The 22,004-nt window shown below is 65.7% G+C and carries 22 protein-coding genes; 9 read left to right on the plus strand and 13 right to left on the minus strand.

Annotated features, from left to right (window positions below; genetic code table 11):
• Positions 1-970 precede the first annotated feature (970 nt).
• A complete protein-coding gene (locus tag ACFVAV_RS01475; protein ID WP_379028379.1) occupies positions 971-1,723 on the plus strand; it encodes an HNH endonuclease in 753 nt (250 codons plus the stop codon).
• Position 1,724: 1 nt separating this feature from the next.
• Here the strand turns inward: ACFVAV_RS01475 and ACFVAV_RS01480 are convergent, their stop codons facing one another.
• The 7 genes from ACFVAV_RS01480 to ACFVAV_RS01510 form a co-directional block, all read right to left on the minus strand.
• Positions 1,725-3,239 (minus strand): tyrosine-type recombinase/integrase, encoded by a 1,515-nt coding sequence (locus tag ACFVAV_RS01480; RefSeq protein ID WP_379028381.1) that lies wholly within the window; start codon positions 3,237-3,239, stop codon positions 1,725-1,727.
• 1 nt (position 3,240) lies between these two features.
• Entirely contained in the window at positions 3,241-3,951 is a 711-nt protein-coding gene (locus ACFVAV_RS01485; protein WP_379028383.1) for a recombinase family protein, read from the minus strand.
• 218 nt (positions 3,952-4,169) lie between these two features.
• Positions 4,170-4,511: a hypothetical protein gene (locus ACFVAV_RS01490; RefSeq protein ID WP_379028385.1), complete on the minus strand. Its 342-nt coding sequence runs from the start codon at positions 4,509-4,511 to the stop codon at positions 4,170-4,172.
• Positions 4,508-4,948, minus strand: a complete 441-nt coding sequence (locus ACFVAV_RS01495) for a hypothetical protein (protein ID WP_379028387.1) — start codon at positions 4,946-4,948, stop codon at positions 4,508-4,510. Before ACFVAV_RS01495 ends, ACFVAV_RS01490 begins: the two co-directional genes overlap by 4 nt.
• 247 nt (positions 4,949-5,195) lie before the next feature.
• Positions 5,196-7,496 carry a bifunctional DNA primase/polymerase gene (locus ACFVAV_RS01500; protein WP_379028389.1) on the minus strand — a complete coding sequence of 767 codons (2,301 nt, stop codon included), beginning with the start codon at positions 7,494-7,496 and terminating at the stop codon, positions 5,196-5,198.
• Between the two features lie 164 nt (positions 7,497-7,660).
• Entirely contained in the window at positions 7,661-8,554 is an 894-nt protein-coding gene (locus tag ACFVAV_RS01505; RefSeq protein ID WP_379028391.1) for a hypothetical protein, read from the minus strand.
• Entirely contained in the window at positions 8,551-8,802 is a 252-nt protein-coding gene (locus tag ACFVAV_RS01510) for a hypothetical protein (protein ID WP_379028393.1), read from the minus strand. The genes ACFVAV_RS01505 and ACFVAV_RS01510 overlap by 4 nt, the downstream gene beginning before the upstream one ends.
• Positions 8,803-9,356: 554 nt before the next feature.
• Here ACFVAV_RS01510 and ACFVAV_RS01515 point away from each other — a divergent pair.
• Positions 9,357-10,490 (plus strand): hypothetical protein, encoded by a 1,134-nt coding sequence (locus tag ACFVAV_RS01515; protein ID WP_379028395.1) that lies wholly within the window; start codon positions 9,357-9,359, stop codon positions 10,488-10,490.
• Between the two features lie 277 nt (positions 10,491-10,767).
• The gene (locus tag ACFVAV_RS01520; RefSeq protein ID WP_379028397.1) at positions 10,768-11,208 is read left to right on the plus strand and encodes a hypothetical protein; all 441 of its coding nucleotides are present in this window, start codon (positions 10,768-10,770) and stop codon (positions 11,206-11,208) included.
• A gap of 349 nt (positions 11,209-11,557) precedes the next feature.
• Here the strand turns inward: ACFVAV_RS01520 and ACFVAV_RS01525 are convergent, their stop codons facing one another.
• Positions 11,558-11,845, minus strand: a complete 288-nt coding sequence (locus ACFVAV_RS01525) for a hypothetical protein (RefSeq protein WP_379028399.1) — start codon at positions 11,843-11,845, stop codon at positions 11,558-11,560.
• 115 nt (positions 11,846-11,960) lie between these two features.
• On the opposite strand from ACFVAV_RS01525, the gene ACFVAV_RS01530 reads away from it, so the two are divergent.
• From ACFVAV_RS01530 to ACFVAV_RS01540, 3 genes are all read left to right on the plus strand, one after another.
• Entirely contained in the window at positions 11,961-12,212 is a 252-nt protein-coding gene (locus ACFVAV_RS01530) for a helix-turn-helix domain-containing protein (protein WP_379028400.1), read from the plus strand.
• Positions 12,213-12,356: 144 nt separating this feature from the next.
• Positions 12,357-12,617: a hypothetical protein gene (locus ACFVAV_RS01535; protein ID WP_379028402.1), complete on the plus strand. Its 261-nt coding sequence runs from the start codon at positions 12,357-12,359 to the stop codon at positions 12,615-12,617.
• A gap of 396 nt (positions 12,618-13,013) precedes the next feature.
• Positions 13,014-14,258 carry a hypothetical protein gene (locus ACFVAV_RS01540; RefSeq protein WP_379028403.1) on the plus strand — a complete coding sequence of 415 codons (1,245 nt, stop codon included), beginning with the start codon at positions 13,014-13,016 and terminating at the stop codon, positions 14,256-14,258.
• 9 nt (positions 14,259-14,267) lie between these two features.
• On the opposite strand, the gene ACFVAV_RS01545 is transcribed toward ACFVAV_RS01540, so the two are convergent.
• Positions 14,268-14,720 carry a cupin domain-containing protein gene (locus ACFVAV_RS01545; RefSeq protein ID WP_379028405.1) on the minus strand — a complete coding sequence of 151 codons (453 nt, stop codon included), beginning with the start codon at positions 14,718-14,720 and terminating at the stop codon, positions 14,268-14,270.
• A gap of 46 nt (positions 14,721-14,766) precedes the next feature.
• Positions 14,767-15,993: an acyl-CoA dehydrogenase family protein gene (locus ACFVAV_RS01550; RefSeq protein WP_379028407.1), complete on the minus strand. Its 1,227-nt coding sequence runs from the start codon at positions 15,991-15,993 to the stop codon at positions 14,767-14,769.
• Positions 15,994-16,169: 176 nt separating this feature from the next.
• Here ACFVAV_RS01550 and ACFVAV_RS01555 point away from each other — a divergent pair, with 176 nt between their 5' ends.
• The gene (locus tag ACFVAV_RS01555; RefSeq protein WP_379028409.1) at positions 16,170-16,757 is read left to right on the plus strand and encodes a carboxymuconolactone decarboxylase family protein; all 588 of its coding nucleotides are present in this window, start codon (positions 16,170-16,172) and stop codon (positions 16,755-16,757) included.
• A 15-nt stretch (positions 16,758-16,772) separates the two neighbouring features.
• On the opposite strand, the gene ACFVAV_RS01560 is transcribed toward ACFVAV_RS01555, so the two are convergent.
• Together ACFVAV_RS01560 and ACFVAV_RS01565 are read right to left on the minus strand one after the other, a co-directional pair.
• A complete protein-coding gene (locus tag ACFVAV_RS01560) occupies positions 16,773-17,357 on the minus strand; it encodes a TetR/AcrR family transcriptional regulator (RefSeq protein WP_379028410.1) in 585 nt (194 codons plus the stop codon).
• Positions 17,354-18,595, minus strand: coding sequence for a cytochrome P450 (locus ACFVAV_RS01565; RefSeq protein ID WP_379028412.1), 1,242 nt, complete (start codon positions 18,593-18,595; stop codon positions 17,354-17,356). The genes ACFVAV_RS01560 and ACFVAV_RS01565 overlap by 4 nt, the downstream gene beginning before the upstream one ends.
• Positions 18,596-18,687: 92 nt before the next feature.
• On the opposite strand from ACFVAV_RS01565, the gene ACFVAV_RS01570 reads away from it, so the two are divergent.
• Positions 18,688-18,936 (plus strand): hypothetical protein, encoded by a 249-nt coding sequence (locus tag ACFVAV_RS01570; protein ID WP_379028414.1) that lies wholly within the window; start codon positions 18,688-18,690, stop codon positions 18,934-18,936.
• On the opposite strand, the gene ACFVAV_RS01575 is transcribed toward ACFVAV_RS01570, so the two are convergent.
• Positions 18,869-20,464 (minus strand): MFS transporter, encoded by a 1,596-nt coding sequence (locus tag ACFVAV_RS01575; RefSeq protein ID WP_379028416.1) that lies wholly within the window; start codon positions 20,462-20,464, stop codon positions 18,869-18,871. The two genes, ACFVAV_RS01570 and ACFVAV_RS01575, sit on opposite strands and share 68 nt — an antisense overlap.
• A 263-nt stretch (positions 20,465-20,727) precedes the next feature.
• On the opposite strand from ACFVAV_RS01575, the gene ACFVAV_RS01580 reads away from it, so the two are divergent.
• Complete coding sequence (locus ACFVAV_RS01580) at positions 20,728-21,975, plus strand: TfoX/Sxy family DNA transformation protein (RefSeq protein WP_379028418.1); 1,248 nt, start codon at positions 20,728-20,730, stop codon at positions 21,973-21,975.
• The last annotated feature ends 29 nt before the right edge of the window (positions 21,976-22,004 follow it).

A 22,004-nucleotide genomic window follows, 5' to 3' on the forward strand; every position in this document is an offset into this window, starting at 1 on the left:
TGTCGGTGTCCCGTCGTAGTCTGGCCAGGTGGAAGATGGTTCGGCCGCAGAGTTGGCACTTTTTACGCCGGATAGATCGGACGAGGAGCCGGTAGCCACTTGCGTGGCGGAGGCGTGCTCTCTGAAGGTCTCGAACAAGAGTCAACAGCTTTGCGAAAAGCATTATCAAGCCTACTGGAAGTACGGCGACCCAAACGGAAGCCGCTCACGTGCCCGGGGAGAGCGATGCCACGCTCCTGGTTGTGAGCGGACACGGAGCAGCCGCGAAGGGCTCTGCTTCATGCATCGCCAGCGCCTGCACCGCACTGGATCGCTAGAGAAGCGGAAGCCCAAGGTGTGCTCGGAGCCTCGCTGCGACGGCAAAACCACGGCGAAGGGGCTGTGTCAGCGGCACTACGACGCCGCGCGCAAAGACTCAAGAAGATCCACAGGAACGTGCTCCGCACCCGACTGCTCGAACGCGCTCAAGGCACGCGGCTTGTGCAGGTATCACTATGCAATACTTCAGCGGACCGGCCGGTTGTCATCTGCCCCGCTCGCGTCGGAAGGCCGCACTACGAACAACGGCACTGGCGCGGAACATCCGACGAGTCGCCCGTGCCGTGGCTGCGGCAAGGATCTGGCAGGCCTTCCAAGGGGGCGACGCTACTGTTCGGAAACATGCAAGCCCCGATGCAGCGGTCCGGCCTGTGATCGGCAGGCATCTGGCAAGGGCCTGTGTTTGAACCACGCAAAGCAGCGAAATCGAGGCGGGCCCCTCCGAGTAATCGCTAGCCGAACCCCCCAAGAACCGAACGGCGCGTGCGGATGGTGCGGTGAGCCGGTTGGGGCTGGCAGCAGGAGCCGGTACTGCTCAATATCTTGTCGCAATTTGGCGCGACGCCATGCAAATAACAGCACAACCGCCGAATGTAGTCAGTGCGGAAAGTTAATTGACTACCTAGCTCCCGCCAACGGCGGCGGAAACCGCATGACACCGATTTCAAAGAAGCTGTGCGACGACTGCCGTCATCGCAGCGCGTCGTTGTACCTATCGGCAGACGACATTCGCGCACGCGACGGAGATGATTGCAGCATATGCGGGCTGCCAGTTCCGACTGACGCATTCAAGCCCCACCCGCTAGCGGCGGAGGTAGACCACATAATCCCGATTGCCCGAGGCGGAAGCCATGATCCGAAGAATCTAGCACTCGCGCATAAGACATGCAATATCGCGAAAGGCGACAAGTTCGGCTGGCGACGAGATCCAGCCGAAGTGCAAGTGCTTCTTGAAAAATGGCGGGACGATGATATGCCGATGACCCGAGCGACTTGCTCTGCGGACGAGTGCGACCGAGTTGCAGGCACAAAAGGCATGTGCGACAAGCATTACCGCCGTGTCAAGAAATACGGCACGACAGAATTGCCCGCAAGACCGTCGGTGTGCAGCATGAAAGATTGCATGAAGCCTGTGCGCGCGAGAGGACTTTGTCGATCGCACTACACCCAATGGCTCCGCAGTCGTAGTACCTGCAAGCAGGAGGGGTGCGACAAAGGTTCTCATACTCGAGAACTCTGCAAACGGCACTACAATAAATGGCTACTCAGCCGATCCGACCAGCCGAAATGTTCAGCAGAGAACTGCACCCGAACAGCCGAGGTTCGCGGGCTCTGCAACCTCCACTATTCGCGGGTGCGTACCGCGCTTCGTGCTGGTGCGGAGATCGTTGGCCCGTGGGATTGAACTACCCCGAGCGACGGCCAAACAGCGGCACCACATTCGACGGAACCTCAACCGCCGGAGTCTGCGTAACCGCCGGGGCGGGTGGTTCGGGCAGCAGGTTGGCCGCGCCGCCGTCCTCCTCGGGGATCCAGTCGCCGTAGGTGTTCAGGGTGAGAGTAAACGTGCTGTGTCCCAGCCACTTGGACACCTGCATGAAGTGCGTACCGGCCATCAGCTGCATCACCGCGAAGGTGTGCCGCAGGTCGTGCAGGCGTACGCCGCGCTGGGAGGGGATGGCCGATGTGTTGGCGGTCGCGGGGACCTCGGGTGCGCTGGCGGGCAGACCCACCGCCAGCAGCGCGGGCTTGAAAATCGTGTCGTAGAAGGTGCCCATCGCCATCGGCTGCGACCAGTCAAACGGCACCGCGTACCGCTGGCCTGTGAGCCGCAGGCCGCCGCAGTTCTGCCGGGATGGCCACAACGGCGCGGTGGGCTCCGCGGAGCGCGGGTGCTGCACGGCGCGGTCTGTGTCGCCAAACAGGTACGCGTGCATCCGTGCAGCCAGCCAGGGCGGGAGCGCCACAGACCGATTGCTGCGCTTGGACTTGGGCGTACTGGTGACCCACTGCCGACCGGCGGGGGTCTGCTTGCGCTCTTTGGTCCGGCGAACGTGCACCACGCACCGGATCGGTACACCTGGAGCCGTACGGAACTCCAGGTCATGCACCTCCAGCCCGGAGTTCTCGCTGGCCCGCAGCCCGGTATACGCCAGGAAGTCCACCATCAGCGCGTAGACGGGGTACGCAGGCAACCAGACCTCGGCCCTGCTGGGAGTAGCGACCAACTCGCCCGCGATAGCTGCGCTCAGGCGCGCAACCTGCTCGGCAGTGAGCGGGTTGTGCTCAAACTCCTCGTGGTCGCCGGTGGCGCGGTTGGTGCCGAAGTCCACGCGGTCGGCTGGGTTGGAAGGAATCGCGTCGTGCCGCACGGCGTACTTGAGCACCCGGCCGAACACACCCCACGCGTGCTTCACCGTTGCAGGCGCGAGCGTCTCGCCCTGCCGGGACTGCCGCCGCACCAACATAGCCAAGAACTCTTCGCACTGCCGGGGCGCGATGCTGGCAATTGCCGTGCCGCTGAACGTCTTCAGTGCGTAGCGCTGTAGGTACTTCTCGTAGTCGTCCAAGGTGCGCTGCTTCAACCGGCCCTGGCTCACCTTTACTTGCAGGCTGTCCAGCCACGCCTTCGCGTAGTAGCCGAATGGCAGGTCACCCGCCTTACGAGCCTCAGCCAGGGCGGTTGTGCCGGTGGTATGTCGTGCGGCGTTCAGCTCGTCGCGGCGGGCTTCAGCTTCGTCGCGGGTGGCGTAGCTCTCCTGCGTGGCGCGGGTCTTCTTCTTGCCCTCCGGCCGCGCAGGGTCTACCGGGATCGGCAACCCGAACTCGTCGCGGACGGGTTCACGCCAGACCACCTCGTACCGCTTCACTGGCTTGCCGTTGCGGCGGGTGGTGGTGTCGTAGCTGCGGATGTAGGCCATGTCAGGCCGTCTTTCGGGTGGCATCGGTTGTGCGGCTGAGGATTCGGGACACGGTGGCGCTGGACCACCGACCGCCGCGCTTGGTTGGATGCCCTTGTGCGGTAAGGGCTTTGGCGATCTCGCGAGTGCTTACACCCTGCTCAGCCAGGGCGTGCATAGTCCGCAACGCGGCCTGTTCGGCTGGGAGTGGCACCAGTGCGCCGTTCTTGGACGCCCACCCGTACGGCAGTCCGCCGTGGGCGTATCCCCCGCGTGCAGCCTTGGCCTTGCGGGCAGCCTCCAGCCGCTCAACCGTCATCTCGCGGTCGTATTCGGACACCGCGCCGAGGATCGTGCGGATCAGCTTGCGGCTGGGGTCGCGGGCCTCACCGGTCAGCAGCTCGTTCTCACTGTCGCGCGCGGAGCACAGAACCCCGCCGAGGCGGTTGGTGTTGCGGAGCAACAACTCCTGGATAAGCACATCGCGAGCCAGCCGATCCAGGCGACCCACGACGATCCCGTGCGCCTTGCCCACCTTCACCAAGCCCTCAGCGCCCACCCAACCGGCGCGATCCTTGAGCTCGCTGTTGCCGGAGATGGCGTCCTCGCGCCACGCGACGATGCGATGCCCGTTTGCCTTGGCCCACTTGCGAATGTCCGCCTTCTGCACGGGTGGCCCGTAGGCCTCTCGCTGGCGTGCAGTGCTCACCCTGATGTAGCCGACGAGCTTCACGCAATCACCTCCAACTATCTGCCGCAGCCCGCTGACCTGCGGTGCCGCCTAGTTTGTAAACCAAGCGGCACCGTTCCTAGAACATATGTTCGATCACAAAGGTGAGTCCTGGTCAGGGGCTATTTTCGGCTGTGCGGTTGAGTTGGCCCGGTGCCGCACAAATACCTCGGCCCGCCGTGCCAGGCCGCCCAGCCGACGGCTAGGGGTGCGCGATAGCCCTACCGGTGACGGCGCGGGCTTATGCGTGCCGAACCTGCCGCAGCTTGGCGGCGCTCATCACCCAAGATCGCCAAGGCGTCCTCTAGCGGCATGAGCCCGCTGGACGGTGCGGCCTGCGAGTACGGACCCGGACCGTCAGCAAAGCTGGGCTCATCCGGCGGCGGGGGTATGTACCGCTCACTCGCGTCGTCCACCAGTTCGGCGTCCAATACCTCGGCCTCCTCAAGGAACTCGGCCCAGGGATTGGGTCCATCTGCTGGAAGTCCGCGCGCTGCACGGCTTTCCGCGCGCGAACCACCTTCCAGAACCTCGCCCAGGATGTCCTCGTAAGGCTTGGTCACCACCTCCAACTCAAGCGAGGTCTTCCCGCTGACGCCTGCGCGGTCCAGTCGTCCTTGATGGCCGCGAGCTTGACGGGCACGGGGGTGTCGGCATCGGCGGCAATGCCCAACAGCTCCTTGGCCATTCGGTCGGCAGCCATCTCCAAGCGCACCCGCGCAGCACGCTTTACCTGCGGTGCAGACCCTCCATGCGTGCCGCACACGCTCCCGCCCGGTATCGCCGACTTGCGGCAGGGCTGCCCGTTGGTCCGGCGAGCACTGCACGGGCGCTTGACTCGTTTCCCGTCGGACCACAGCAGTTGTTCCATAGGTGCCGGGCTCGATGGGCGCTCGTCGAGTTCCCCATCGCTCGAACCCAGGTCTGCCTCCGCTTCAGCCGGGGCAGCGGATGCATGGACCTCTTCTACGATTTCCTGATCCCGCATTTCCTCGTTCATTTCTATTTCCTCTCACTCGTTAGCAACCAACCCCGGCGGGCTGTACAGGGGGTGTACGGGGTGTACGCGTACCCCCCTCGTGCGGCGGTGTACCTAAAGCCCCTTGCACGCGATTCAAACTTTCTGCTTCTACCTGGTCTTTTACGGCGGCTCCTTTAGACATTTCTTTGGTTTTCGCCCGTTTGCGTTGCGGCAGGGGGTGTACACGTACACCCCCGTACCCCCCCAGCCGCATTACCCGCCCGCATTAGTCCCCGCTCCACACCAGCGTGTAACTGCCCTGCTGGCCCTCTTCCTTTTCGGCCAGATTTGCAGCAATCAGCCGGTCTGCCGCTTCGTCAATCAGGTCGCGCAAGTCGGCGCGGAATGCCGCCCTTGCGTCTTTGCGGGTCAGGCGCTGCTTCTTCGCCAGGTGCCGCCGAAGATTCGTCACCGCCCGGTCCAGCTTGTTCTCTTCCACAACCCCCGCCCTGGCGATTTCCCGCTCGCCTTCGGCTCGACCTCGGCTGCGGTTCACCTGCTCGGCTCTGGCCCCCAGCACTTGCAGCACCCGCGACCGCTCCCGGTCACTCACCGCCATAACAATTTCGGAAAGGTGCCAGTCTTCGTCGGAGACTTTGTCGGTGCGGCCAGCCAGGGCCATAAGCGCAGCCGCCACTTTCAACCGGGCTAGCTGCGCGTGCCCGTCCAGCTCACTGGCAGCCGTACCCCTTAGCCGCGCAAGCCGGGCGCGGTCGGTCTGCTCGGCAGCTTCCGGCGGAACCTTGAGCTTCACCAGCCTGCGCGCGTCCACCGGCAGCTCAAGCAGCAATTCCCCTCCGCCAAACTTGACGCGCGGCCCCTGGCCGGGGGTCTCGGCCGGCTGAGACCCGGTGCCGGTGTCCAACGCCGGGCGCTCTTCACCGAAGCACCATGCCGGAATCGACCACGGCTGCGGCTCCTCGGGCGGGCAGTCGGGCGCATCTGCATCGGTGGTGGGGAACCACAGAAAGCGTTGCGGGGTACCGCCGTCGGCGTCATCGAGCAGGAATTGCGCGCGCTCCGGCTGCACACCTGCCACCAGGCACATGCGGTAGCGGTGGCCCATAATCGGCACGGCCTTGTCCACGGTCGCGTAGCCGAAGCCCAACCGCTCACCCATCCACGCCTTGCGCAGCTCAGGCATCAGGGTGGAACTGCTGCGCCCCGCCAACGCAGAAAGCGTGTCAATCTCGGCAACCGAGAACAACACCGAATCCCGGACGTTCACCTGTTCGCCTTTGGACTTGTAGGCATACTGCTTGGGGATGCCCTCACCACTACCGGGGGTAGCTTCGTACACGGCGGTACCGAGGCTGACCGCGTCGGCTGCTGCTCGTTCGGCTGCACCCTTACCGTTCCCAGACGGGCCGACCAGCGCCACAAACAGATTCAGGCTTGCGGCACCGCCGACCAATGGCGGGAGCACCACACGCGGCGGGACGGTGAAGACCACACGCGCCAACACTGCGCCGAACATCGCCCATGGCGAAACACGCCGCGCCCGAGCAAACCTACGCAGGTGGTCAAGTTCGGGGCGAGCAGCCCAAAACGATTCCTCGTCAATTGCACGCAGCGACGGGTCGTCGCGGTCCAGGCGGGCCAGGGTCTCGGCTGGCGCAACGAGACCGGCTTGCGCAGCCGCCCAGCGCGCAGCCCTGGCGAATTCTCCTGACTCAGGGCGCACACGGCCCGCCTTGTCTGCACCGAACGCCGCGACGAACACCGCCTCAATGCGGTCGGCAGCGTCGCGAGCGGAATAGCATCCGGCTGCCGCTTCCCTAAAGGCCATCGCCAGGGCGTTGCGGGCTGCATCGTGCCGGGCCATACCGCCCGAAAGGTCGGTTTCGAGCACCCTAACTACGCCGTCCAGCGCCTGCGGGCGGCCATAGGCACTGTGTGCCGCGTAAAACTGCTCAAGCTCGGCAAACGACATCGAGGGCGCTTCGTCACCGGCTGCACGAAGGCACGCACGCAGGGCAGCCGGTAGCGGAGGCAGATTCCCCGGCGAAGGCCAGTAGTACCGACCGCCCTTCGCTTTGGCGTCAGGATGCACGGACGGCTCCGCGAGAATGACCCCGTTCTTGCCACGCACTTCCCCGAAACTGGCGAACGCCCCGGCCGCATTGCCGAAGTGATCGCCCGCCCCCACCGCGAACAGGTAGTGTCCACGGTCACCTACCTCGCGGGTTGACTGGAATACACCCTGCTGCAACGGGTTTCGGAAGGTGACCGGCACGTCGTTGATGTTGTCCACGTCGAGGTCGAACACGATCGCGCCGGACCTACCTACGTGCAAGGCGATTCCGGCAGTGGGCCACTTCGCCCACCATCCGCGGATCGTCTCGCCGTCGCGCGTGGACTGGGTAGCCCAGCCCCCGACGAGCGAGCCCGGATTCTTCGTTCCGGCCTTCACGGGAAGCACGTACCAACCGGCCTCGGCATAGGCCAGGGCAGCATCAATGGCGCATACTTCCGCCAACCGATCCGGGATATGTAGCGGCGCACCCGCTGGTTTGTTTGTCCGCATAATTGTCCTAATATTTTGGGATGCCATGAATTACGCGGGCCGGTATGCTGGGGGCTGTTCGCCTCGGCTCCGAAATTAATTCAGGGGTGAACAAATCAGGTAATAGGGAAAGCTCCGCTCCCCAGGGCGAACGCCGCACCCGGTTGTGCCGGGGCGGCGTTCGTTTACCTCCAGCGATCGGCAGGCCAGCCGGTAGCGTGGTCCCAGTTGGTGTCCGTCACGTAATCCAGCTGAGCATCGTTGCGCCATCGCGCTCGGCGTTCTTTCGGCCAGTCGTAGCAGTGTTTCACTGCATCGTGCAGATCCGTATCGAACTTGTCCGCGCAGGCTCGGCAAGTTGGGAATACGTGCACTGCCCCACCGCAATCCACCATCATCCCGCCGCCATCGTGCGGGCCCTTACCGACGCGCGTGCAGCACCAGTAGCACCGCGTGGCGAATTGATGGAACACGACGCGCGAAACCCGTTCTGCCGTATATCCGGGCGGAATTGGGTACGCGATCACGGTCGGCGTTCCGTCAACCCATTCACGCCAGTACCGCAGCCGGAAGCGAGGCGTAAACATGGGCGCATTCGGATCGTGGAGAACTACCGCTCGGCAACCGGCTGGACCTGTCGTCGCCGCTGCGAGTCCTGTACCGAATATCGCACGGTTAGAGTCACGACTCTCGCCAGCCGTTGCCGCCAACGTGCCCGCGTGCCCGAAGTCGTCGCAGTCGGTTTCACCACAGCCGAATTCTGCGGACATAGGGCGGCGGTCCGGCAAGTTCGAGTGCTCCCAGTCGAACAGGTGCCGCGCGTACCAACCGTCGTCAGCAAAGGTGGTACGCAACCGGTTCTCCTCGTCGAGCAACGCCCGTTCCAGCGCTGCGAGGATCACCGGATGCACCCACGCCCCGGCCGACAGCCGAGCTTGCGGTTCGCCGTCAGCCTTCGGGAGCCTGTCCGGATCCAGGGCGCAATCGATCTGGTCGCCCAGCGAGGAGGCATCGCGCCAGCCTCCGCAGACCCGCGCAACGAACTCGTCCCTAGCCTCGCCGCCTACCAGTGCGCTCATGCGTTGCCGCCTCGCGCCAGCGACATGATCCAGTCGTAAACGCCACGCTCGCTGTAGACGTTGCGAGTGCTGATCTTGAACACCTGCAAGCGGCGAGCCTCGGTTGATCGGCGAACCAGGCTCGCGGTGACCTCAACGCCGAGCACATTTCGCGCGAAGGCAATTACGCCGGTGGTGCCGTAGATGGTTGGGAGCTCGGAGTAGTCCTCGGTGGCTCGTCGCGCCGGGGCTGTAGTTGTCCTGCTCATCGCTGCCTCTCTGGGTGAGAGGTGTGCCCAGATACGACGAAAGCCGACCTGCGGACACACCCCAACGTTCGGGGTTGTCCACTGATCGGCTACATATCACCGTGCCACCTGCGATGGGCCACGGATCTTCACATAGCCGCTATTCGTCCTCAGGTACACGTGCATGTAATCACGGCCTTCAGAACAGCGGTGCGGGCCGCTAACAGCCCGCAACCATTTGTACCACAGGTGCGTACAGCTGCCAAGCGCTGAGCAATTCGAGCGCATAGATGGCCAAATAGGCTGTACGCCAGGGGCATACAATGGGTTGACGCCCGTAGCCCACCGGAGCAGCGCTCAAGGAGCTACCGGGAACCGTTCGGCTCGAGGCCATCCTCGCTACCGCAGGCGCGGTGCGGGTTCAAGAACCCTTCTGCTCGATCCGATATGGAGAAATCCAATGACGACTTCGCGACCTGTATTCGCGCGCCCCATGTTCGCCCGCCCGCATACTGCGCGCCCACCTCAGCCCAGCTGGGTTTACCGCAGCGATCCCTACCTGCTGCCACTGATCGGTGGAGATTCCGGCTACGCCACCGAAGGCGACGTACTCGTCAATCGGACGGCGGACGGCGGACGGCGTCAACCTGAACGAGATCTGGAACGAACTGGCCGAAGTGCTGGCGGTCCAGAACAGCCAGCGGTCCAATCTGGCTTCGTTGGTGTCGTTCTCTACGACGGCTGTGGCCGATCCCATCCCGCAGGTGCCCGGTGCCGATCACTTCGAGGAAGCGTCGGAGTTCGGCGAGCCCACCAGCCTGCGCGCAGCTCCCGACGCGCTGATCATGGGATACGACTTCAAGGACTACGACCTGGCGAACCGGTTCACGTGGAAGTTTCTGCGTGATGCCACCGCCGAGCAGGTGCGCAGCACTATCGACCGAACCGTGAACGCCGACAATCGTCTGGTCAACGGCACAGTGCTACGGCGGCTGTTCGACAACACGCAGGGCCTGAACGAGTTCCAGCACAACGTGTACCCGATCTGGAATGGCGACGCGATGATTCCGCCGCCATATGCGGGGCAGGAATTCGGCGTCTCGAACCACATGCTCGCCAGCGGTGCAAGCGTGATCGACAGCGATGACCTGGAACTGCTGATCAGCCTTGTGCGCTCCAAAGGTTATGGTCTCCAGCCGAACACCCGTCTTCTGATTCTTTGTAATCCCGCCCAGAGTGAGCAGATCGCTAGTTTCAAGCGCGGGGTGCCCAGCCGCCCGCGCGAGGGCGCCGAAACTGCGGATGTGCTGCCCCGGTTCGACTTCATCCCCAGTGCAGCCGCCCCGGCGTACCTCACTGAGGAGAACGTTGTCGGCAAGGTTGCGCCGGGCGAGTTCGGCGGGTTGCCGGTTGCGGGTTCGTATGGCCCGGCGTGGGTGATCGAATCGCACTACATCCCGGCTGGGTACGTCGCCTGCGTGGCGACCGGTGGCCCGAACAGCGATCTGAACCCGGTAGCGCTGCGGCAGCACACCAACCCGGCGTATCAGGGTCTGCGGGTGATCCCGGGCCGCGATCAGCGGTACCCGCTGCAGGACAGTTTCTTCGCGCGTGGGTTCGGCATGGGCATTCGGCATCGCGGTGCTGCTGCGGTGCTCCAGGTGACCACTGACCTCACCTACGAGCCGCCTGCGTGGCACTGGCGATAGCCGCTCAGCGGGTGCGCCTAGTTTGTGGAGCGGACCCGCGCCGCTCGTAATCGCCTCAGCGCGAAAGGAATCAGCGCATGACCTACTCAGGCAAGTTTCACGGTGACCCGGCGGGCTCTAGCGAGTTCTCGTGGGGCGAAGGGCTCACTCCTCCCTGCCAGGGCGGGCAGTATTCCGGACTATCCCCGGCCATGGAACAGCCCGCAGGCTTGGCCGCACTAGGCGAAGAACTGGCCGAGCGCGCTACCTATCCGCCCCACCGATCGGACGGTGCGTGATGGCCCGACGCAGCTACAAGCGCGACAAGCGCGGGCGCTTCGCCAGCGTGGCGGGCGCGAAGGTGTCGGGCACGGCCAGGTCCGCACGCCGGGTTGCTCGCAGTGCCGCGCGTACCGGCGCGCACAAGGTCAGTGCTGGCGTTCGGGGTGCGTACGTGCAGGGCAGCTTCGAGAAGAACCTCGAGGTCGGCCAGGGTGGCGACTACAAGGGCGTGAAGGTCGGCGCGGAGTTTCGCACACCTTCCGGCCGGGGAGTGATCGGTAAGGCCATCGTCGGATACCACGGCAAGCCAGACCGCCGGCTCGATGTCACCCCCAAGCTCGACAAGCCGACCAAGACCCTCACCGTCACCGTCACCGTGAAGCCGAATGCCGGAGCCAAGGTGCGCGGCGCGGGGGCAACTCCGCGGAAAGACGCCGGGCGTCGTGTGCGGCGGTAAGCCGTTGATGTAACCCGCGCGGCCGTTGGCACGCCTGCACACTGCACAACCCGCAGGCACGCCAACAGCCCGCAGGGAATGCCCGCCCATACCCCCGAGCGGTGACCCGTTGGTCCGGGCTACGCGCCCTCCGGAGCAAGCCGACTTACTCCGGCGGTCGGCACGCTGCAACACCTTGAGCGCTAAGAAGTTGACCTGTCCTGTTGGTGCTGGGTGAGTGCAGCACAACGCCCTCCCGCTGAGTTGCAAGCCATGGCGGGAGGGCGTTGTTGTATGGCCGACTACTTTCCTTCGCGCAGCCAGCCTTTCCAGTCTTCGCGCTGCACAGCATTCGCCGGAGGCGCACTGCTCACAGTCGTTTTGCACTGCCAGCACTCGAACTCGGTGGCGTGATGGTCGATGTTCTGCCGGGCGGTGCAGCGAGGGCAGTCACCGCGCGCATCCCAGCGGGAGCGGACGGCGCGCCTGATCCAACTAGCGCCGTGGCCAGCACACCTAGCGGCCCGAAGAAGAACCCCAACAGGAAGAACGCGCCTTGGCTCCGGTTCTTCTTCGCAGCGATTACCCCCGCGATGATCCCGCAGGCGAAACCGACCATCACCGCCACCATCAGTATCCCGAGCGCTTCATTGCTCATGACGATTTTCCTCGCTGTCTCATGTACCCGACTTGCGAGAAAACCTAGCATGACCTGCCTATACGACGATTCCACTCTGGATCAATGCACGCTAGACATATGTGCTTGGTGCGTCATGGCCAAGCCGACCAAGCCACCGCTCAACCCGACGCTGAAGGCGTTCGGGGATCGGGTGCGTGCGCGGCGGCTCGAGCTCGGGTGGAGCCAGGAAGCAGCCGCCGACGAAATCGGCGTGCATTGGACGCACCTCGGGCAGGTGGAACGCGGCCAACGGAGCGCGCGAGTGGAGAACATCCTCAAGTTCGCGGCTGGCTTGCAAACCACCCCCGGCGCGCTGTTGGACGGACTACCCGCACCGGCTGACTAGACACCGCCGCGCAGGATCGTCCACTCGCCCGGACCGCTCGAACCAGACCTCACAAGAATCGGCGGATGCCCTGACAGTACCGCACTCTCGTGAGAAACTCATACTCTCACGAGAGTTGCGGTTCTTTCGAGGAAGGCATAGGAAATGGCAAGCACGCCTAGGGTTCTCAAGCTGTCGTTCGAGTTTCATGTCGCCGAAGACAGCATCAGCAACATCCAGACACGTCACCTCGAACGGGCTGTCGATCGAATCGAAACGGCAGTCCGCACATTGGGAGCGGATTCATTTCCGTGGGCAGACCGCCTTGTCGTTAATCGCGAGTGGAATTACGCCTGGTGGGCAAATACCGAGCGTGCGTACGCCGAGTACGACCTGCCCACTAACGGGTACAACTCGCCCGAATGATCCGCACGCCACCCCGGCCTCACCCCGGCCTCTGGCGGGCTGTCAGAGGTGCGCAGCCGGTGAGCAAAAGGTGGCGATTTAGTGCCCTCTACCTGCGGCGACTCACAATCCACCGACCCATCGCCGCAGGTAGCCGGGGCGCGCTGTAAGCGGGCTGGGGGTACTTAAAATCCGCCAAGTCAGGGTTCGAGTCCCTTTGGGGGCACTGTCCGCGTTGGTGTGCCGTCGGCCGACCACACCCCGCTGTCGAGTGCGCGCCCGGTGGGCGCTGCCGCGCAAGAGCCGCCGAGTCGGGGTTTCGGTTCCCTGTAGTGGCACTATGTTGATCCGGGAAACGGCCGCGGTGACGTGGACGCGTGGATTCTTCGACAGCTCGAGCGCAGCGAAGGGATCGTCATGCATTCGGTTCTGGCCCTGATCGTCCGCATAGGTTGTGTGCTGGCCATGATGTCGGCCGCGGTGGGTGTTGCCGCGCCCGCCTCCGCGGCCCCGCCGGACTCGCAGCTGTGCGCGTGGCGATTCATGTCCAACAACACCGTGCTGAATGTGGCTTTCCCTGACGCGAACTCGACGTATTGGATGATGCCCTACGCGCTGGGGCCGGGTGACTCGATCGAGTTGTCCGGTACCTATCCGGCCGCCCGGTATTTCTCGCTGAACACCTACGGGACCGACCTCGACACGGTGGACACGTTGCGCGACAACCAGATCGTCGCCGACCCGGGCAGTGCCAATCCGTTCGTCGACGCCTCCGCCGCGTCGCTGCCCGCGGCACAACAGCGTTGGCACGCGAAGTTGGTCAACGGCCCGGCCGACCACAGCCGCAACGAGCTGCAGGCTGTCGCCAGTGGGCAGAGCACCCCGATCGGGTTCGTCATCGTCCGTGTCTATGTTCCGACCGACCCGGCCTCGCTCAGTGGCGGCGTTCCGCTGCCGGAGGTGAAGCTCTCGATCGCGGGCGCCGACGTGCCGAGCCAGCCGTGCGCGCAGCCCTTCGACCCGGCCGGCTACACCGGCCCGGTCGCCGACGTCGCCAAGGACGCCTTCGATCGGGCGATCGCCGCGGCGGCCTCGGGCGCGTTCCCCGGCAACAGACCGGAGGCTACGTTCGGAAACCCGGCGAGCACGGCCGGGCTGTTTCCGAACGGCGACAACAAGTACATCGGGACGCGCATCAGCTATCAGCCGGGACGCCTGCTGGTGGTGCGTGGCAAGGCGCCGATCTTCCCGGATACCCGGGCGGGACAATCGCCGACCGATCCGAGCCAGCAGGTGCGGTATTGGTCGATGTGTCAGAACGACCTGCTCTCGCCCTATCCCGTTGTCGCCTGCGCAGCCGATTTCCAGACCGCCATCGACGAGTCCGGCTACTACACCTACGTGGTCGCCGCGCCCGCGGACCTGCCGGCGAACCTCGATCCGAGCGTGACGGCGATTCCCTGGGGCAGCACCGACGTGGACAAGGTGCTGTTCCTGCGGAACATGACCCCGAGCGCGGCGTTCTATCCGTCGTCGGTCCAGGCCTCCCAAGACTCCGGCAGCGACCCGGCCACCACGATGGGCCCGTATTACCCGAGGGCCGCCTATTGCAGCGCCGAAGCGTTCGCCGCGGGCGGCGCCGGGGCCTGCCTCGGCGCCTGAGCCCCAGGGCTACGGACAGTCCGGGGCGGGGGCGTCCACGAAGAGCGGTTCGTTCGCGCGGTTGACGTACGCGACGTACAGCTCGGCCGGCGCGTTGCCCAGGTTGCGGCCGACATGCACGTGGTCAGGGCCGAAAGTCTCGGACAGTCCCTGCCCCGCGGAGTACGTCGTCGGCACGCAGTCCGTCTCGTATCGAGTCACCTCGCCTGCGGTCACGACAGCGAAGACGTTGCTGTCGTGGTAGTGCCAGCCGAGGGTCCCCCCGGGTGCGATGGTGATGCGCCGGAAGGTGAATTTGCTCGGCAACGAGGTGAAGGGGCTGAATCCGCTCACATCGACCTGCGCCAGCGGTTCGACGGTCACGCCGGAGGACGGTGTGGCCGAGGCCGAGGGCGCGAGGGCGACGACCGCCGCAGCGACCACGACGACGGCGCCGACAAGGGCATCCCGGCGGATTCGCATCTTCGAAGTATACGAGCGGACTACCTGCTCGAACCGTGGAAAATGACTACCCGGCGATCAGCCCCTTGGCGATGTGGGTGACCTGGATTTCGTTGCTGCCCGCGTAGATCATCAGGGACTTGGCGTCGCGGGCGAGTTGTTCGACCTTGTATTCGGCCATGTAGCCGTTGCCGCCGAACAGCTGGACGGCCTCCATCGCCACCTCGGTGGCGGCGCGGGAGGAGTAGAGCTTCATCGCCGAGGCTTCGGCGAGGGTCACCTTGTCGCCCGCGGCGGTGCGCTCGATGGCGTTGAAGACCATGTTCTGCACGTTGATCCGGGCGATCTCCATTTCGGCCAGCTTGAGCTGGATGAGCTGGAACTGCGCGATCTCCTTGCCCCACAACTTGCGGGACTTGGCGTAATCGATGCACAGGCGGTGGCATTCGTTGATGATGCCCAGCGCCAGCGAGGCGATGCCGATGCGCTCGGCCGCGAAAGATTCCTTGGCACTGTCTTTTCCGTCGCCCTTGGCCGGGTTCTCGGTTTCGCCGAGCAACCGGTCGGGGGTGATGCGGACGTTCTCGAAGAACAGTTCGCCGGTGGGCGAGGAGTTCATGCCCATCTTCTTGAACGCGGGGCTCTGGACGAAACCGGGCATCCCCTTGTCCAGCACGAAGGTCAGCACCTTGCGGTCGCGGCGGTCGGTACCGTCTTCTTCGTCCAGCTTGGCGTAGACGACGGTGACATCGGCATGCGGACCGTTGGTGATGAACGTCTTACGGCCGTTGAGGATGTAGTCCTCGCCGTCACGGCGGACATAGGACTTCATGCCGCCGAAAGCGTCCGAACCCGAATCGGGCTCCGTGATGGCCCAGGCACCGACCTTCGCCATGGTGACCAGTTCGGGCAGCCAGCGCTTCTTCTGCGCGAGGGTGCCGCGGCTGCGGATGGTGCCCGCGGTGAGGCCCAGGCTCACACCCATCGAGGCCACCAGGCCCAGGCTGACACCGGCGAGCTCACTGTTGAGGATGACGCCCATGCTGCCAGCACCGCTGAAACCGCCGCCCGACTTGCCCGAGCCGGTGGTGCCCGCTTCTTCGCGCGCGATGGCCTTCTCGAGCCCTTCCCGCGCCATCTCGTCCAGCCCGAAGGTGGCGTAGAGCTTGCGGATGATGTCGAACGGTGGCAGCGCGCCGCTCTCCAGCTGGTCGACGTGCGGGGTGACCTCCTTGGCGATGAAGCCGCGCACCGCGTCGCGGAACATCAGGTCTTCGTCGGACCACTGGTACATATCTGAACTCCCGAGGGATCGCCGGAACCGTGCCTCAAATATAGAACACGTTCTAGTTGACGGGGTCGGGCCCCAGCCTTCGCCGGGGAAATGCGACGCGGTTCACCCTGGGGTTCGGCGACCTACCGGCGTAGGTTCGTAGGTAAGCGAATCGCCGACACGAAGGGGTGTTATCGATGCGGGTTGCCAAGCGAATCAGGGGCTACGCCAAGGTAATTAGGCAAGCCCGGCGCAATCGGGGTGATCTGGTCGGGTGGCTCGGGCGGCGGCCGCAGATCGCGGCCGCGACCATGACCTATGAGACGGCGTTGTTGTTCAGCAACAAGCTCGATCCCCGGCTCAAAGAGCTCGCCGAGCTCAAGACGGCGGGGCTGGTGGCGTGTCAGTTCTGTCTCGACATCGGATCGGCGATGGCGCATACCAGCGGCCTGACCCGGCAGCAGATCACCGACCTGCCCCGGTACCGGACCAGCGAGGCCTATACCGAGCTGGAGAAGCTGGTGATCGCGTTCGCGGAAGCGATGACGACGACTCCGGCGGTCGGGATCGACGAGTTGCGCGACACCCTGCTCACCCACCTGTCGAAAACCCAGCTGACCGAGCTGGCCGCGACCATCGCCTGGGAGAACCAGCGGGCCCGGCTCAACCAAGGCCTGGGTGTGCAGCCGACCGGAATGTCCGACGGGATGGTGTGCGCGATGCCGGAGCCACGCGCATTCTCCGGCGCCGAGCACATCGATGGACAGACGCAACTCAGATCCTGACGCTCGACCGATGGATCAGCGGTCGGCCCAGGTGGGGGCGGTACGGGTGATGATCGGGGCGACGAACTCCCGGAGCATGGCTCGTTCGTCGGCTTCGTCGCGGCCGGGGGTGGCCAGGAACGAGACGATGATGCGGGTGAGCCAGCGGGCCAGCCGGCTGCGTTCGGGGTCGCTGAGGTCGGCGTCGGCGAACATCGCGCCGGCGAGGGATTCGATGACGTCGGAGTCCTGGCTGATGCGGCCCGCCGTGCCGGAATCGCCGGGGCGGAACCAGGCGATGAGCAGCGGGTCGGCGCGGACCGCGGCGATCGCGCCGAGCATCGCGGCGACAATGCGCTCGCCGGGGTCGGCGATGTCGCGGACCTGCTCGGCCAGGTCGGCGACGATGCGACGGGTCTCGCGATGCACGAAGGCGATGCGCACGGCGTGACGATTGTCGAAGTAGCGGTACAGGGTCGCCCTGGAGCACCCGGCCGCGGCGGCGATATCGCGCATCCCCACCGCGGCCACCCCGTGTTCGGCGAACAGTTCGGCAGCCGCGTCGAGGATGCGCTCGGCGGCCAGATCGGCCCGGTCGGTGGCCAGCCAGTCGCCACTCATGCCGCGCCCACCGCCTGGAATGGGACGGAGACAGGCCAGCGCACGTAGTTGCCCTGGGACCAGCGCACCGCATCGAGGTCGACGGCGAAGTCGGGGCAGCGAGCGAGCAGTTCCTCGAGTGCGACGCGCGCCTGCATGCGGGCGGCGGCCGCGCCGAGACAGTGGTGGTGGCCGTGGCTGAAGGTGAGAATGCGCTTGGGGTTGCGCCGGATGTCGAGTTGGCTTGCGGTAGGGCCGAACTCGCGCTCGTCCCGGTTGGCCGAGCCGTAGAGCAGGAGCACGCGACGGCCCGCGGGGATCGTCGTGTCGTGCAGTTCGACATCGCGGGTGGTGGTGCGGGCCAGGCCCTGCACCGGCGAGGTCATGCGGAGGAACTCCTCGATCGAGTCGGGAATGAGCGACGGGTCGTCGATGAGCAGCCTGCGCTGGTCGGGATCGGCTGTGAGCAGCTGGACCGCGCCGCCCAGATTGCCGGTGGTGGTGTCGTTGCCGCCGGTGATCATCGTGAACGCGAAGCCGAGGATCGCGATCATGCCCTCGTTGTCGCCGTCTTCGCCGAGGCCGGAGGCCAGCAGGTGCGAGATGGTGTCGTCGCCCGGTTCGACGCGGCGTCGGGCGATCAGCTCGGTGAAGTAGCCGACCAGCTCGCCGACCGCGGTGAAGGCGTTCTGATCGCCCGCGGCCAGCCCCGCGCCCGCGACCGCGCCACCGACGATGTTCTCGGTCCATTCGTCGAACTTGCCGTGATCCTGTTCCGGCACCCCGAGATAGTGCGCGACCACCATGGTCGGCAGCGGCTTGAACAGCTCCTCGACGATGTCGCCCCCGCCCGCCGCGCGCAGCCGCTCGATGCGCTCGACGACGAACCTGCGCACCGCGGGCTCCACCGAATTCACCTGGCGTGGCGTGAATCCCGGCGCCACCCGGCGCCGGAAGTCGGTGTGCTCGGGCGGGTCCATGAAGACGAACGGCTTGACGGCGCCGAAGCCGGCCGCCGCCAGGTCGACGTAGTCGACGGTCAATCCCGCTGCGGAGGAGAACGTTTCGGGATCCTTGGCCGCCGCCCAGACGTCGGCATGGCGGGACAGCACGTAGAAGTCGTCGGCCTCCCGCCCCTCGGGGACGACCCGGTGGACCGGATCCTGGTCACGCAGCGCGGAGTACATGGACCAGGGGTCGCGCCAGGTTTCCCCGGAGCGCAGCTCGAACCCGACCACATGAGACGTCTTTGAACTCATGACTCCAAGATAAGACAAAGGTGGCAATATGTCTAACGTTCCGGGCAGGATTCGGCAGTTGGGGGGCGGCACTCATCTAGGTGGTACTCGCGGTGGCGATCGGGGTGCCGATCTGGCTGTGGACCGGCCAGGAACGGACGGCCGGCGGAATCGACGCCGGGCGCCGGGAGATGATCGCGATGCCCCTTGGGCGCGCGAAGGCGGCGAATTTCGCGCAGTCGCTCTACGAGGAGGTGTTCTACCTGGACGAACTCGGCCGGACGCAGAAGGCCGTCACCCTGCGGACCGACCCGATGCTGCGGGCGGCGCTTCGGGTTCGCGCACCATCCGGAACGAATTGAGCAGGCCGAGCAGTCCGGCCAGGATCGGCACGAGCAGCGCCGCCTGGAGTGCGAGTGGCCGCGCGTCGGTGTTGATCCGGACGATCTCGTCGCGGATCGCCGGGGGCTGGCCGGCGAGCAGCGACTCGAGTTCGGTGTTGCTCATGACCTGCGCGTCGTCCTCGAGGACCTGGGCGACGTGCGCCTGATCGGCGGGTGGGAGCACCTCGCTCGACTTCGCCATCGCGGTGAAGGTGAGCGACAGCGTGGCCAGCATGACCGCGCCGGCGAACGCCAGACCGAACGAGAGGCCGAACGACCCGGCGGCGGAGTTGGTGCCCGAGGCTTCGCTGACCCGTTCCTCCGAGATCGGCGCGAGCGTGTAGTTGTTCAGCTGCGAGACGAGCAGACCCAAGCCCGCGCCGGCGACGACGAGCGGCGGCAGCAGCGCCCACCCGAACTCCGCGCGGGGCACCAGCGGGACGAGCACCGCGATACCGACGGTGACCAGGATGAACCCCCACCGGATGATCGGCGCCGAACGCCGAGACCCTGCCTCCTTCCCCGCGAGCAGCGCGACGGCGAACATGCTCAGCGACAACGGAGCCAGCGACAGGCCCGCCTGCATCGCGTTGTACTCGAGCACCATCTGCAGGTAGATCGGCAGTGCGATCATCGTGCCACCCAACGCGATCTGCTGGAGCATCTGCCCGGTGATCCCGAGCCGGAACACCTTGGACCGGAACAGGTCCGGATCCATCAGAGTGGGTTCGCCCCGCCGCTTCCGTCGGATCAGCCAATACGCGAGCCCGATCAACGCCGCCGCGCCCGCCACCAGGAAGAGCCCGACGGCCTCGCCACCTTCCTGCCACACCAGGATCCCCAGCACAATGCCACCCATGCCCACGACCGACAGCGCGGCACCGACCACATCGACTCCTCGCGACCCGGTGTAGGGCACGTCGCGAACCAGCCCGATACCGGACAGGACGGCGGCGATGATCACCACCTCGAGCGCGAACCCGACGCGCCACGACAGGTAGGTCGTGACGAAGCCGCCGAGCAGTGGCCCCACCGCGGCGGCGATCGCGGCCGCCGCGCCGACGAGTGCGTACACCTTCTTCTGCGCGGCCCCGTGGAAGTTGCCGTGCACCAGGGACTGCATCGCGGGCAACAGCAGGGACGCACCGATACCACCGACCACGGCCCACAGCACGATCACCGCGGTGAGACTCTGCGCGAGCGTCATCGCGGTCGCCCCGGTCGCGTAGCCGAGCAGGCCCAGCACGTAGGCGCGTTTGCGGCCGATCAGATCCCCGACTTTGCTGCCGATCAGGATGAAGGCCGCCGACACCAGCGCCTCGAGCGCGATCGCGGACTGCACACCGCTGACGGTGGTGTCGAGGTCGCGCACCACCGCCGAGATCGACACGTTCATCAGCGAGGTGTCCACGACGAGGACGAACATCGCCATCGCCAGCAGGACCGCCAGCAGCCGTCGGCTACCCGACCAATGATCAGCACCCCCGGAAACCGCCCCGTCGACCATGGCAGTCCCACCACCTCGCTCGTCGTGAACCGGCGGCAACCCGGTTCGGGCCATCCCACTGCTAAACCAGACAGTAGGCCCCTAGAGACCCCGACACCCGCAACCAGCCACCAACCGTTACGACGAGCCCACTGCGGCGCCGACAAGCCAACCCCGCCCGATCCAGGTGTTGCCGAGGGCTCGCTACCGGCAGATCGACGGGTCGGAGTGGGTGAACTGGGCCAGGCGGCTTCTTCGGCGGCGGCCAGGAGGAAGTCCGCATCGTGCCGCTGGGAGTGGGCGAGGAGCTTCACGATGGGAGTGTCGGGGCAACGGACCTAGCCGGTCGGAAAAGCGATTGCCCGGGTGCTGGGCGATGTGGCCTCCTTGAGGGGATGAAAAGACAACGGCCGGGGAATGCCCGGGATATCGCAGATGGGTTGAAACTGCATCGGTATACGGTGCGGGGAGTTCGTGGTGTGCGGACGGTGATCGTGCCGCGGCCGGGGACGCACGCCCGGTTCAGTACGAATCGGTTCCACGAGACGTGGCATGTGCTGTCGGACGACCATGGGGCGAAGCTGTTGTCCCGGCTGCTGTGGGGGCTGTCGTATCAATCGCGGCCGGGGACCGTGATCCTCATCGACCGGGAGTTCCTGGTGCCGACGCCATTCGACGCCGATCCCGCTGATCCCATCGTGCTGGTGCCGGGCTGGCACACCCGGTTCGACGATCAGGCCGCCACGGGGCTGAAGCAGCGTGTGTGGGAGGGCGATTCGGCGGGGACCGTCCGCTGGCGGACCTTCGGGCTGGACCGGACTGTGGAGCAGGGGGCGCTGGTCGCGTGGTGTGCCCAGCACCGCTATCGCCGCGTCGGCGGGGATATCACGCGCCGCCGCGGGATGCTCGTGCTCACCCCGCGCACCCCCGACGACTGCCGGGTGTGGGCGGTCGACGCGGCGCGACTCGATTCCGCCCGCTACGGAACCGATCACGTGTATCTGGACGAATGGCGGCGCGGCCACAACGGGGAAATCCAGATCTTCCGGGCATTTCGCCCGATGGTCGGCGTCGCCCGGCAGGCGCGATCCCGGGTTCTCGCTCGCGCCGAAATTCCGGCGTCCCCGGATGCCTTGCGCGCCGCGGTCTGGAGCGAGGCCGAAACCATCCGGGGTGACGCGCATTTGCGCATTCGCGAATATCGCGGACGCGGTGCCGAACTCGGCCACGCGGCCGCGGAGATGCTCGCGCAGGCCGACGTGCATTCGCTCGACGATCTCACCGAACTCGGCTCGGTGGAAACCTATCGGCGACTGCGCGCGGCGGACGTACGCGGCCTGAATCTGGAAATGCTCTGGGCGATGGAGGGCGCGCTCACCTTTCGCGACCGGCGGTTCATCGGGCCCGAGCGGCGCCGGGAATTGGTCGCCGCGCTCGGGCCGGCGCCCGTGCCCGAGCGGATCGCCCCGCGCCGCTATCGCGCTCCGATCCGGCCCGCCCTGAGGGCTCCCCTACTCGCCCGAAGTGAATAGAGCGGGCAAGGAAATCCATCCAAGGGGGC

The organism is Nocardia sp. NPDC057663, assembly GCF_042799895.1.
In the GTDB taxonomy this organism is placed as follows: Bacteria; Actinomycetota; Actinomycetes; order Mycobacteriales; family Mycobacteriaceae; genus Nocardia.